This window comes from Gaoshiqia hydrogeniformans, from assembly GCF_049347105.1.
Taxonomy (GTDB): Bacteria; Bacteroidota; Bacteroidia; order Bacteroidales; family Prolixibacteraceae; genus Gaoshiqia; species Gaoshiqia hydrogeniformans.
This window is the reverse complement of sequence record NZ_CP186334.1, coordinates 4,080,431-4,093,916: the sequence shown is the minus strand read 5'-3', so window position 1 is coordinate 4,093,916 and position 13,486 is coordinate 4,080,431. Positions and strand designations below refer to the sequence as shown.

Annotated in this window: 7 protein-coding genes; all 7 read right to left on the bottom strand. The window is 44.2% G+C overall.

The window, feature by feature from the left end:
- Nucleotides 1-13: 13 nt before the first annotated feature.
- The 7 genes from ACOIT5_RS16235 to ACOIT5_RS16205 all read right to left on the bottom strand — a co-directional run bounded on the left by ACOIT5_RS16235 (nt 14) and on the right by ACOIT5_RS16205 (nt 13,433).
- Nucleotides 14-3,280: a TonB-dependent receptor gene (locus ACOIT5_RS16235; RefSeq protein WP_423127206.1), complete on the bottom strand. Its 3,267-nt coding sequence runs from the start codon at nt 3,278-3,280 to the stop codon at nt 14-16.
- Between the two features lie 154 nt (nt 3,281-3,434).
- Nucleotides 3,435-4,469 (bottom strand): FecR family protein, encoded by a 1,035-nt coding sequence (locus ACOIT5_RS16230; RefSeq protein WP_423127205.1) that lies wholly within the window; start codon nt 4,467-4,469, stop codon nt 3,435-3,437.
- Nucleotides 4,470-4,543: 74 nt separating this feature from the next.
- The gene (locus ACOIT5_RS16225; RefSeq protein WP_423127204.1) at nt 4,544-5,137 is read right to left on the bottom strand and encodes an RNA polymerase sigma factor; all 594 of its coding nucleotides are present in this window, start codon (nt 5,135-5,137) and stop codon (nt 4,544-4,546) included.
- Nucleotides 5,138-5,274: 137 nt separating this feature from the next.
- Nucleotides 5,275-6,576: an alginate lyase family protein gene (locus ACOIT5_RS16220; RefSeq protein ID WP_423127203.1), complete on the bottom strand. Its 1,302-nt coding sequence runs from the start codon at nt 6,574-6,576 to the stop codon at nt 5,275-5,277.
- Between the two features lie 85 nt (nt 6,577-6,661).
- Nucleotides 6,662-8,161: an IPT/TIG domain-containing protein gene (locus ACOIT5_RS16215; protein ID WP_423127202.1), complete on the bottom strand. Its 1,500-nt coding sequence runs from the start codon at nt 8,159-8,161 to the stop codon at nt 6,662-6,664.
- Nucleotides 8,162-8,186: 25 nt separating this feature from the next.
- Entirely contained in the window at nt 8,187-9,974 is a 1,788-nt protein-coding gene (locus ACOIT5_RS16210; protein ID WP_423127201.1) for a RagB/SusD family nutrient uptake outer membrane protein, read from the bottom strand.
- A 36-nt stretch (nt 9,975-10,010) separates the two neighbouring features.
- Nucleotides 10,011-13,433 carry a TonB-dependent receptor gene (locus ACOIT5_RS16205; protein WP_423127200.1) on the bottom strand — a complete coding sequence of 1,141 codons (3,423 nt, stop codon included), beginning with the start codon at nt 13,431-13,433 and terminating at the stop codon, nt 10,011-10,013.
- Nucleotides 13,434-13,486 lie beyond the last annotated feature (53 nt).

The following is a 13,486-nucleotide window of genomic DNA, read 5'->3' as shown; positions in this document are numbered from 1 at the left end:
AGCTTTTTAATCGTTAAAACGTCAGTTTAATTCCACCAAGAACAGTTCTTGATATCCATGAATCACTCCCGATGGTACTGGCTGGATTTTCCGGATCAAAACCGTTAAACGTTGTCAAGGTGAACGGATTTTGTACAGTTGCATAAACCCGGAGGCCTGTTATTTTTGCGCGAGTAGCAAAATTTTTATCAAATGAATATCCTAATGTAATGTCAGAAACTTTCAGGAAGTCGCTTTTGGAATATACATTAGAAGCCTGATTTCGGTATGGTCCCTGGTTCGATGGCTGAGCCCCTGCATTTGTTGGGTTTTCCGGAGTCCAGTAGTCATGTTTCGCATTTTTGAAGTTGTGTTGATTGGCTTCTCCCGTATAATAAATCTGAAAACGGTTAATATCGGTCAATCCCGTTCTCCAGTACATGTGTACCGAGAAATCAAAATTACGATACTCAATCCGGTTAGTCATACCGCCAATCCAGTCAGGTGACCTTTTCCCATAAATAGTCCTGTCTTTATCTCCATGAATTGCATCATCATTATTAAAGTCACGTACTTTCCATTGCCCCGGGACCTGACCGTATTTCGTTGCTTCTGCAGCTTCATCCAATTGCCAGACACCAATGGCTTCATAGATCCAGTTAATGTTAATAGGTTGGCCAATGAACCACTTATTGGTATAGTCCCCTTGCATCCCTTCAAGCTGCGGAGAATATTTACCCAAGTCTTCTTTATAGGCCAGATCTACAATCATGTTTTTGTTGTAAGCTAAAGAAAGTGTGGTTGTCCACCTGAAATTGCTGTTTTTAACATTTTCTGTATTCAATGTCATCTCAAACCCCTTATTTCTGGAAGAACCTACATTGGCTGGGACAGATGAATACCCCGTATGTGTGGCAATCAGCTTATTCATGATCAAATCCTCAGTCAGCCGGTTGTAGTACTCGAAAGAGCCTGAGAATCGATTATTGAGAAATCCCAAATCCAACCCGACATTAATTTCACTTGTCGTTTCCCATCCTAAAGAAGAATTCCCCAGCGAGCCCGGGACATTTCCATTGGCCACCGAACTTCCAAACATATAATAAGTAGTGGAAGAAATGTTTGCAGAAGTTGAATACGGATCTACGGAATCATTACCGGTTTCACCATAGCTTAGCCGAAGTTTCATATTGGAAATCAGAGCCTGATTTTGCATGAAAGGCTCTTCAGAAACACGCCAGGCAAGCGCCGCAGAAGGGAAAAAAGCCCAATTATGGCCTTCGGCCAACTTTGAAGAGCCATCATACCGACCGCTGACAGTTAATAAATATTTTTCCTTGAAATTGTAGTTGAGACGACCGAGATATGACACTAACGAGTTTCTGGAGAAACTTGAGGTCAGGCTATTTACTGTTCCTCCCCCTAAATTGTACCACAAAGATTTAAATCCCAGATCCTTTACATTACCGTATAATTGTTCCCGCTCGTACCTCTGCATCGAGAAAACGCCTGTAAAATCAATTGAATGTGCCCCTTTTTTAAATTTATAATTAGCGATATTATCCCATACCCAATTATAATTGGTTGTGTTGCGCATAAAAGCAGTAGGTTTGGTCGTACCTTGCAATGCTTTACTCCAAGTGTCACGAAACTGTCCATCACGGCTATTGGTAATATAGGGAGCAAATGTAGATTTCAACTCAAGTCCTTTTACCGGTGTTATATCAATGTACACGTTTCCTAACAAGTTAGTCCCTTTGCTCTCTTCAACGATGTTGTTTTGGGTGATTTGAGGATTGAAGATCCCATTTGAGGAAAACTTTCTGATCTCCTCCCCGGTGACCAAACTGTAAGGATGTTGGGTTTGCCGGACACGGTGAATATCCTGAAATAAATCATTATTTCCAATATTGCGAATATACATTGAAAAATAGATACTTCCTCCAAACCCAACAAATTCATTGGCTTTCAAATCAATCGTTGATTTCAGATTATATCGCTTATAATCTTCTTTTTTCATAAAACCCTCTTCGTTATAGTATCCACCGGAAAAAGAATATTTCGTATTCTCGGTACCCCCCACCGATGAAACGGTGTGGCTTGTTTGGATCGCATTGCGGGTTAATGCATTTACCCAATCATAATAATTGTGGTCCTGCACTGCCTTTAACTCGGACGGATCAGTAAATATTTCCTCGTCAGGACGGTAAACACCATTATTCTTAGCACGATAGGATTCGCGAACTAACTGCACCCAATCATCACCACTCATAAATTCAGGCTTGTTGGTGGGACTTTTCAATCCAAAATATCCGGCATAGGTAATAATCGGTTTTCCGAGGGTGCCCCTCTTGGTGGTAACAATAACTACCCCATTGGCTCCACGAGAACCATAAATGGCGGTAGCAGAAGCATCTTTCAGGATGTCGATTTTTTCAATATCCTCCGGGTTAATCAGCCCCAGATCTGCTCCGGGGATTCCGTCAACAACAATAAGAGGTTCATTTGATTTTGAAATTGAACTTAACCCACGAATATCGATAGAATACCCAGCACCCGGTTTGTTGTTCGGGCGCACAATATTTACCCCGGAAACGGATCCCTTCAGGGCGCCGATCGCATTATAACTACTTCCACGGACGAGGTCATCTGTGGTAACTGAAACCACCGCACCCGTTAAATCCGATTTTTTTACCGTCCCGTAGCCAATCGCAACAACTTCTTCGATACCAATTGTTTCATCCTGCAACACGATATTCAATTGCAGCTTGCCGGCAACAGGGGCCTCCATGGTTTTCATCCCGATGAACGAAAATACAAGTACTGCATTTTCAGGTACATCTCTAACCACATATTGTCCGCTGACATCCGTAATAGTTCCAATATTGGTGCCTTTAATAATTACCGTCACACCGGGCAAGAGCTCTCCCTGTGAATTGGTCACCTTACCATTGATCACCTTAGCTGCTTGTTCCGAAAAACTCAAGTTCGGACTATCTACTGGCGTAAGTACAATTTGACGATCATGAATAGAATACTTAATGCCCTTGGAGATCAATAACTCTGTCAGAACCTGATCGATTCGCTGATCAGCTCCGCTGTAGTTAACAACCTGGCTTACATCCACATAATCCTCATTATAAAGAAAATAGAATTCACTCTGGTTTTCGATGTCATTGAGAACGTTTACTAATTTTGTCTTTTCATAGTTCAATGAAAAGCGTGTTTGCTGCGAGTAGGAATCAACAGCCCATGATTGAATGATTCCCAGGCAAAAGAAGAACAAACTCCATTTCATCATAAGTAGTCCTTTTTTGAGGGTGTGACAGGTCACAACCCTTCGTTTTCGATTTTTTTCCATAAATTTACGTTTGTAATGGTTAAAAAAAGTGTTTACTGCATTTTTGAATGACATTACGTTCAGGAAAGTGATTCCAGCGCTTTCCTGATTTTTTTTAAGTCTTTTTTCTAATAAAGATTACCTTTTCTGCATATACCCCATCATCTCCCATTTGCCGGGTTTTAATCTCATATGCAACAGGAGCAGTAAGCGAGATCAACCGAAGTACTTCTTCCAAAGGTTCTTCCCTGAAGGTGGCCCGGTAGTGTAAGCGTTCAATCTCTTTATCCTGTATTTCAAAACGAACATTATACCACCTCCCTAAACGGGCTAATACGTCAACCAATGGTTCACTTCTGAAAATGAGCAATCCATCTTTCCAGGCAGTTAAATTCTTTGCCTCAACTGTCCTTACAGCAAAAGTGTTTTGTTGTCTGTCAAGGGTAAGCTTCTCATCGGGCGACAACATCCTGTGAAACGATCCTTCATGACCAGATACATCTACTTGCCCCTCTTCAAGAATTACCTCAACTAACTGTTGATCATCAAATGCTGCAACGTTAAATTTGGTACCCAGAACTTTCACATCCAAATCAGTAGTTTTCACGACAAAGGGAAAAGACGGATCGTGATACACATTAAAATAAGCCTCTCCGGTTAACGACACCTGACGATTCCTTTTAAATTCAGAACTATAAGTCAGTTTAGTACCGCTATTCAGGCTGACCTTTGTTCCGTCCGGCAACTGAAAGTGTGTCCTCCCTCCCAAGGGAGAAACAATTTCAATTTGGGTTCCAGGCGCATCTGGGAATTTAGGGTTGCTGAAGATGCTAAAGGCAGAATAAATCAAAAGTGGAATGAGTAAAACTGCCGCGACGCGTGCATAATAATATCGAAATTTTTCCTTCGTTCCCCTTTTACATTTTTCCTCAAGAATACGCGATCTGAGGTTCTCAAAAACAGCAGAAAGATCCTTTTTTACCGTTTTATCAGGAAGATCAAATTCTAACCAATGTTCCTCAATCACAGACCTCAGCTCACCGTGATACCTTAAATCTTCGAACCAAAGAGAAACTCTCTTTAAATCGCGAAAAGAATATTTTCCAATGGCGTAATTCCGGAGTAATTTATAATCGACTTTTTCTTTCATCTGCACCTTAATATTGGTAATCTTACCTGTTATATCTGTGCGAAAGAAAAAGTCCTATCTGAAATTTGATTTTTTTAAGAAATAAACAGGAAATAAAACAACATGGCAGAAACATCATCATCAGCAGCAAACGACTTTTTCAGGAAGTTCATGGCTTCAGTAATCTGATTTTTAACCGTTTTGGGGGAAATTCCCATTTCTTCGGAAATGGACTGAATCGATTTTCCTTCTTTTTTTCGTTGTAAAAAAATCGCCTTCCTCTTTTCAGGTAACTGCTCAATCAGGGTATCAAGCTTTTCAAGTAAGCTTTCAAAATCAAGCCGCGATTCAAGTGATGGTTTTTCCTGTCCCAACCATTGAAATAAATCATGCTTGTATTTTTCATTTTTCATTTTCTGGTTGAACTTCTTTTTGATGGCATTAAAGGCTATCGTAAACAAATAAGATTTGACTGACTTATCGCTCTTCAAATTGCCCCGATTTTCCCATAACTTCATGAAAACGTCCTGTACGATCTCCTCAGCTTCCGTATCCGATTTAAGATAGGAAAGCGAAAACCGGTACATTTTCTGGCTGTACCGGTCAAACAATTGCTGAAAAGCAATTGGCGAGTTTTTGCTCAGTAGGGTGACGAGTTCCTGTTCGGTATATGAAGCTGCCCTTTTCATTAAGTGCAATGATAGACATTTTCCCAAAAATCACCCCTCGAATTTTGCTGATATTTCTGTTGAGGCACAAAAAGAAATGTAGTACGGCCTGTTCTACACTTCTTTTTAGTTACTCCATATTTTGAAAAAATCAAATGCTATTCGAGCGAAAATAACAGAGTACCAAATCCGAGCGAATCAAATCCCCCGCTATTGGGACCATAATCGCCACCACCACCTTCGACTCGGTGCTTTTGGGTAGTCATGGTTACATAGCGGGCCTTAATACCTCTTTTTACCACGTAATGGTTATACAAAATTTCCCATATCGGGCGCATACCGCCTTTGCCAATGTCGCTAATGGCTGTGTGTGTTTCAACCCCTCCGCATACGCTCCATGCGTCTTTATAATTCCGGGTATACTCGGTAAACGGGACACTGAGGTTCGCAAAATTGTACTTGGCCGCATATTCTGCTCCTTTCAATACCCGGTTATCGGAGTACGCATATAAGTCTTCGCCCTGGTTGTAGCCTGTTTGACAAACAACCCCCAGAAGCCCGATGCAAAGCAATGAATGCCCTTGGTCGCGCCCGCTTTCCTGCAACTGGCCCAATTCAATGTCATCGTTGCCCGATTTTGGATGAATGAAATTGATGGCCTTTTTAATGTTCCCGTTCCCGGCGCCACTCATCAAATAATCGATCGCGTATGTATAAATATCCACCCGGTCGCACAAAACGCCGATAGACATCACGCTGGCCAGGTTGGCCAGGTCCCAGTTGGCCCAATAATGAGAATTGCATGTCCCCCAATGGGTCTCAAGGAACGAGTAACTAACTGAATAAAAAACATCCAGCATCCATTGTTTAAATGTGCTGAAGTCTGCCTCGGCCCATCCTTGGTAACCGCGCAGGATTTCGGCTGCATTGGCAAACTGATATCCATAAATACCTGCTGCCAGTGCCACATTCGAGTTTCCACTGATACGTTCACAAACAGCTGCCCAGGCATTCAGTATTTCAACCGCCTTATCGGCATAGGCTTCGTCCCCGCTGACTTTCCAGCGAATGGCGCACTGGTAGGCAGCGGCTGCATCGTTCATGGCCCGGCTGTAATTATCTGCTTCGGGCTCTTCGGCAGAACTTCCGCCCCTGATCAGTTTTACCGTAGGGGCCGGGTTATACAAAAGGCTGGCGTGCGAATTCGCGGTCAGCTTGTTCCATCCCGAAACCCAGGGTTCGATCCCGGCATCCACTTTAGCCTTCATCCTTGCAAAATCGGACGCGGTATGGAGCAAGCCCGGATGAACAAAGGTTTTGTTGGCATCAACCGTGATCACTTCCTCTTCAACAACCGGCGGTTCTTCTTCCTCTACGATAGGGCCTGGTCCGTCCCCCTTGCTACAACCTGAAATGAACAACGGAAGAATAAATAAAAATGGAATGATTAGTTTTTTCATTGTCTAAAAAAGTTACATTTTAAATGTTGAGAAAAGTCATGCCTGGACCAAATCCAGACATGACTGCATATTATACTAACTCATCTTACTGTCCAATAAAAGCCTGTAATTCTGCTTTTGTTTTGAACGTCCGCACCCAATAAACATCATAGCCAGGTTCGGGCGAAGTAATATCGGGAATCTTGAACTGGAAGACACCACATTCCACCCTGTCGCTGGCTGTTTTCTCTGACAAATCCCAATAATAAACATTCTGAGCTTCAAAATCTTTTTTATAATCGTTATTGCTGAAGCCGGAATCCAGCCCGGTAATATCAGGTCTGAAAGCAACTACTTCCGGTTTTGTGAACTTAATGGCCAGGATGGGGTACTCACTGGTGTAAATCCACGGGGTATTCATGTATTTCAGGTCGGCCCGGCGTTTACTCGTTCCGGCAAACTGTACCGGATCAAAAGTTACTTTCAACATACCGCTCTCAATCACATAAGTAGCATTCTGCTGAGGGAGCCAAGATGTACTGGTTGGGTCATCAAATTCGAAAACATATTTGCCTTCCGGGGCCACCACATCCACGATACTTCCCCAGAACTCGATTTCCGCGATGTTACAGTAACCGTCAGGCGAATAATAGTAAATGTAACGGTAGGCTTCTTCTGTGGAAATGGCCACCTCTGTATAAACCTCTACCGGCGGTTGTTCGGTAATCTTGTAAAGGGTGACGGCATCATAAAGCGTCGGGTCGTTCGCTCCGCGGATCTCACCGTTAATCATCCGCGCGGGATGAGATTTACGGGGCACATAACGCACAGATGACACAGTTGCAGCTTTACCTGCCCCAAAATCATAGCCTACATAACCGGTTGCTGATGGACCATCAACAAATGTCGCGATATCACCATCAACGGCAGCAGCAATAAATGTTGCAGGATTGTTGCCCCAGGAACCGGAGTGACCGATAAGCTTGTCACTTGTAAGCAATTCAGAACCAACAAGAATAAAAGGACCAGTAACATCCAGACCTTCCATACGCAAGGTTAACACGCCTGAACCTGTATCGGGAACAGTGACTTTTATCTCATTATCCGAAATTGAGTTTATCTGAGCTTCGGCATCACCGATAAAGACATCTATACTGTTCGCGTCGGAGCCAAAGTTCTCACCGATTATGGTAATAACATCTCCAGGCATACACCGTAACGGATCCACATTTGATATTTTCGGTGCAGGAATCACGGTATATGACCCAATAGAATCCAGCGTGTGTGTCCATACTTGTAATGTCACCTTCCCTGTCACTGCATCGGCCGGTACTTGTACCACAATCTGGTCGTCAGCCACAGAAACAATTGTCTTAGCCTGTATTCCGCCAAACCAAACTTTAACAGCGCCTTTCAAATCGCCAAAGCTTTTTCCCGTAATGGTCAGGTTAGTCGTCGGATAACCGGTGACAGGGCTCATCCCGGTTGCTATTGCCTCCGGGTAGTAAGTACTGTAATCTTTATAATCAGGCCCCTCTTCGCAGGCGAAAAGGAACAGGCTTATTGCTGCCAGCAAAAAAGCTATCTGTAAGAATTTATTTTTCATAACTGAATCATTTTTACCATTAATACTAATACCCCGGGTTTTGGAGTAATTTGTCGTTCAAAATAATCTGAGATATCGGAATTGGATACAGATAATGTTTTTGAGCAACCGAGTGGTTTAGATAACTGTCAACCACCACGCATTTTAACTCGCCATCAGGAGTCTGCACTGCTTCTTCGCCCCAAACGTAAGAGCTGGCCACGTATTTAGAAGCAACCGGGTTACCCTCCGCATCTTTAAAATCAGTGGCATAAGAGGCATCGCCAACCACCATCCCGAGGCGCGACGGGTTAAGGGACTCTTCCAAAATGCCCCAGCGTTTCAGGTCGTCAAAACGACGGCCTTCGCGGTACAGCTCCACGGCCCGCTCCCGTCTGATCTCTGATTTCATATCCAGACCATTGGCAGTAACCAGTGCATTGGTAAGGTGCCCAACGGCTGCACGGTCCCTCAGTTTATTGATGGAAGCATCCAACTGGGCGTCGGTAATGCTACCGTTCAGCTCCACCAATGCTTCAGCATACATTAAATATACCTCAGCCAGGCGGATAATCGGGTAATTAGCCGACTCGGTATTATCGGCACGGCGTCCATTCGGGGGAGTCCCCGGTTTGTATACTTTAAATTTTGAATTATAATATCCACTGAAACCTAAGCTCCCGTAATCCAACGTAAGAGAAGTCGGCGCCGCATCCGGGCCAAACAAATAACTGATCAAACGCAGATCCCTGTTATTAAACTCATCTCCTGTTTGATGATATCCCTCAAACTGGGAAGATTTTTCGGGCGGCAAGCCGTCCTTACAAACCGCCATATCAACAAACTTACGGCTGGGATATAACTGTGTACTGGTCCAAGTAATGTTTTTACCACTTTGTTTGAGGTTATAATCATAAACCTGATAAAGAATAAACTCATTATTGGTCGATTTATCGTAACCGCCGGGGTTGCTTTCCGGATCTTCCAGGTTGAACAAATACCAGGAACTGGCGTTGGCCATAACCGCGTTGCTATTGTAGTTCCACAAACTATAACCCCCGTTTGTCATTACATCTTCAGTCAACGTAACCACTTCGCCCAGGTACTTATTCACATTACCGGCGTCATATCCGGTGGCACCGGCGCCAACCGAAGTGCCGTTACCATCGGTGGCTTGTCCCACGTATTTCTCCCAGGTTGCTTCGTAAAGCAATACCTGCGCCTTAAAGGCTTCGGCCGCCCATTTACTTACCCTTCCTTTATCGCCGCCAGGTATGGCCTGCTCCGTTGGCAGTTTTAAAATAGCCTGGTCCAAATCAGCCAAAATCTGGTTGACCACTTCGTAACGACTGTTGCGCGGGGCATACATCTCGGGCGAGTTAACATCGAGCACCGAGGTAACAAGAGGCACGCCGCCAAAGGTTTTCAGCAAACCGAAATAGGCAAAGGCGCGGAAAAAATAAGCTTCGCCTGCATACTGGCTGATATCGCCGTCGCCGGTATATTCCTGCGCCTTTTGCAGCAAAATATTGTAATTGCGGATCCCGGAATAATCCCAACTTGTACTTCCAACAGCAATGGTACCATGCCCTAAATCGTAACCGGCGCCGTTCCCGTTTGCCGACAAGTCGGAGTTATTATCCATCGTACCAAAATCCCAACCCGGCAATTTTCCATAAAAACTTGCCGTATAAGCCTTAAAATCCGCAGGCTTTTTAAAATACACCGCATCGGTAAAATTTGCCGGAGGCGTAAGCTCAATAAAATCTTTTTGACAAGATGTTGCCGCTAAAAGCAAACAACCTGTTATAATCGAATAAACAATTTTTTTCATCTCAATTCTTTTTAACATTAACCTAATATTGCCTGATTAAAAACCAATATTTACACCAAACGACCAAGTACGGGCGTAAGGATAACCGTTATCATCAACCGAAGCCTCGCCCATTTCGGGGTCAAACCCGTCTTTTATGCTGGTCGATTCCCAGAGGTCGTTCCCTGAGAAATAAACACGTACCCTGTCTAATTTAGCCTTACTGGTTAATCTTTGAGGTAACGTATAACCTACAATCAATGATTTTAAGCGGATATATCGGTTGTTCTGCAACATGAAATCGTTGTTGGCATAATTCCATTTCGCACGCGTCGGGTTAACTGTTAAACGTGGGAACGGAGCATCCGTATATTCTTCGGTCCAGGTATTTCCCAGGAAAGCCGGGTTCTGGTTGGTCCAGATGGCTTGGAAAGGATAGGCCATCCATGCCGAACGCATGATATTTTGCTTGAGCTGGCCCTGGAAAAAAGCGTTAAAATCGAAGCCCTTCCACGAGGCCCCCAGTTTTAAACCAAAGGTGTAATGGGGGGTGCCATCGCCTGCATACACCAGCGAGCTTTTCTCGTTGCCGGTTGATGTAATGTTACCGGTACCGGCCACATCAACTTTCTTTATATCGCCAGGGCGTAATGCCACATTGGGACTCCCAGCAGGCAGGCTGGCAAGGTCGTCACTGGCGCCATATTTCACGTAGTAGGCGTCTACCTCAGCCTGGTCCTTAAAATAACCGTCTGTTTTATAAACAAACCAAGGCTTGTAAGGGTAACCATTTACAATCCCATTTTTGCCGACTCCGTAATTATCGGCTCCTTCCACATTTGTAACCCGGGTTTTGGTATCGCTCATACTGACCGCGATGTTGTAGTTAAAGTCTTTTACCCGGTCGTTCCAACTCAAAATAGCCTCCCATCCTTTGGTATTAAAATGGCCGCTGTTCGTTTTTGGTGCCGTACCTCCCAAAACAGACGGGTATGTTACATTACTCAACATGCCAATGTTATTCTTTTCGAAAACATCAAAAGAGGAAGATAAACGGCCGTTCAAAAACCGTAAATCAATACCGGCATTCGTATGCTCAACCCGTTCCCAGGTCCTTTGCCTACTTATCAAACCATTATTGGCTAAGGTTGACGAGTTTTGCAGTGCAGCAGGTGTACCCAACACCACACTTCCGGTATTTATGAGGCTGTAGTAGTCAAAGTCTCCAAGACCAGCATTATTACCGGCATTACCGTAACTAATCCTGATTTTACCAAAATTAACAATGTGGGCAAGGCTGCTGAAAAAATCTTCGTTGGAAAACACCCAGCCTGCCGAAGCAGAAGCAAAGTTTTTAAACTTATAGCCCGTGGCAAACCTCGAATCGCCATCGCTCCTTACCTGAAACGTTGCCAAATATTTCTCCTTATAATCATAGTTGACTCTGGCAAGGTAAGAGTAGGTACCGTTTGTCCATTTACCGCTTCCGGTTGAAACAGCATCAATCGATGCCAAACCGATATCATACACCCCCATATCTTCAAACCCGATGCGTTTTTCAGTATGTTTCCATCCGCTGTTCTTTTCGGCGACGATACCCGCCACGGCCGAAATGTTATGCATGCCGTTAAGGCTTTTAGTATAACGCAGCAGTGCTGAATAATACTGAGAATAGTTACTCTTGTTCTCAATAGAATACATATTGTTTGTGCCGCCGGTTTTATTGCCGATCCCGGTTTGTACGCCATACCAGTTATACACCGGTACCTGCAATACATATTTTTCCTGGTCGTACCGCTCGTTTTGCAACGAAGCCAACGCCTCAAAATCCAAATCTTTAAAAATCGCGTAAGTCGCTTTTACATCAATCCGGCCTACCAGTGAGTTTTTGTCGTCGCGCCCGCCATCGGTGGTCATAGCGGCTGCGTTGCGGTTCGCGCCCGCATCAACCCCGTTGAAACAGGCAAACCATTGACCATACGGGTTTTTTGCCGGGAAGAAAGGCATGTCGTAACCATACAGCGTGTTATCCAAGCCAACCGAAGGTGAACTTGTTTTGGCGTCGATAACACTCAGGTTCGTTTCCAGCTTAAGTTTCTCCGTGAGTTGATAATCGTAATTCAGGCGAAAATTATATTGTTTCTGCCCGTCGTAAGCAGTTAGGAGGTTGCCCTGGTTATCGGCATAACCCACTGAAATCCGGTAGCCCGACTTATCCGTGCTGTTTGAAATACTCAAATTGTGTTGGTAAGAATAGCGGGTGCCAAACATTTCATCTAACCTGTTCGCGTTGAAAATGAAGTAATCGATACCGAAAAGATCATAAGCTCCTTCATAGCCCTGCTGCATTTTCAGCATATTTTGCTCATTTTGCCATACCCACCAGTTAGGTACTGTTTCTTCTTTATTGGCCTCAATCCACATGGTGGCGTATTGTTTCATATCGGGCGAGTACGCAATAATTCCATTGGTTGAAAAGCGGACATTGCCGGTGTAGTCAACCTTTACTTTTCCCTTTCCCCTTTTGGTTGTCACCAGGATAACGCCATTGGCTGCTTTGGCTCCATAAATGGAAGCAGCGCCGTCTTTTAAAACAGACATCGATTCAATGTCATCCATGTTCAGATTGTCAAACCCAGTACCGCCATTGTTGATTACAGGAACACCATCCACTATTAATAGAGGAGCTCCCCCGTTAACCGATGTAGCACCACGAATTTGGAACTTGATCCCCTCGTTACCTGGACGCGGGGTGCTGCGCGTTACCACCAAGCCGGGGGTTTCTCCTTGCAACGCCAGGGCAACATTGGTTACGGCCCTGCTTTCAAGTGATTTTGAAGTTACCTGCTCTACCGAGCCGGTTAAGGTCGCTTTCTTCTGCGTACCATAACCTACGGCCACCACTTCTTCAATCCCGATGGCATCCACCTCCATTTTAATATTAAGAACGGATTGGCTTCCTACCGGCAACTCAACCGGCTTCATCCCGATAAAAGAGAATAGCAGCACGGCATCGGGTGAAACATCGGAAATATTAAAATTTCCGTTTATATCTGTAATTGTTCCCTTGGAGCTGCCTTTAATCACGACCGTAACACCCGGAAGAGGCTCACCTCCCGTATCTTTCACCTGACCGGAAACACCTTTAACTTGTTGAAATACACTGGGTTTTACTGTCTGTTCGCTTGAGAATAGCATGACATGCCGATTATCTATCCGGTATTTAATATTGGTTCCTTCAAATATAACTTCCAATACTTCTGCAATCGGTTTATCGCTCAGCGTTACATTTACTTGCTTATCCAAATCAATGTATTCAGCGCTATAAGCAAATCGGTACTCGCTTTGTTTTTCAATCGCCTGCAACACATCCTCCAGCCGGGTATTCCGCAAGCTCAGGTTTAGCCGGGTGTGCTGGCTGTAAACACTTGCCGACAGCTGCATTAGACCTGCAAATACAAATAGAAAAGTTAACCGCATAATTTTTAAGCATTTTTTGTACCAGAGGGGAGGTAAGACTCCCCTGAGACTTA

Excerpts from the sequence above, each read along its gene's own strand:
- ACOIT5_RS16230 (WP_423127205.1), bottom strand. The coding sequence starts at position 4,469 with ATGAAAGAAAAAGTCGATTATAAATTACTCCGGAATTACGCCATTGGA.
- ACOIT5_RS16215 (WP_423127202.1), bottom strand. The coding sequence starts at position 8,161 with ATGAAAAATAAATTCTTACAGATAGCTTTTTTGCTGGCAGCAATAAGC.
- ACOIT5_RS16225 (WP_423127204.1), bottom strand. The coding sequence starts at position 5,137 with ATGAAAAGGGCAGCTTCATATACCGAACAGGAACTCGTCACCCTACTG.
- ACOIT5_RS16205 (WP_423127200.1), bottom strand. The coding sequence starts at position 13,433 with ATGCGGTTAACTTTTCTATTTGTATTTGCAGGTCTAATGCAGCTGTCG.
- ACOIT5_RS16235 (WP_423127206.1), bottom strand. The coding sequence starts at position 3,280 with ATGATGAAATGGAGTTTGTTCTTCTTTTGCCTGGGAATCATTCAATCA.
- ACOIT5_RS16220 (WP_423127203.1), bottom strand. The coding sequence starts at position 6,576 with ATGAAAAAACTAATCATTCCATTTTTATTTATTCTTCCGTTGTTCATT.
- ACOIT5_RS16210 (WP_423127201.1), bottom strand. The coding sequence starts at position 9,974 with ATGAAAAAAATTGTTTATTCGATTATAACAGGTTGTTTGCTTTTAGCG.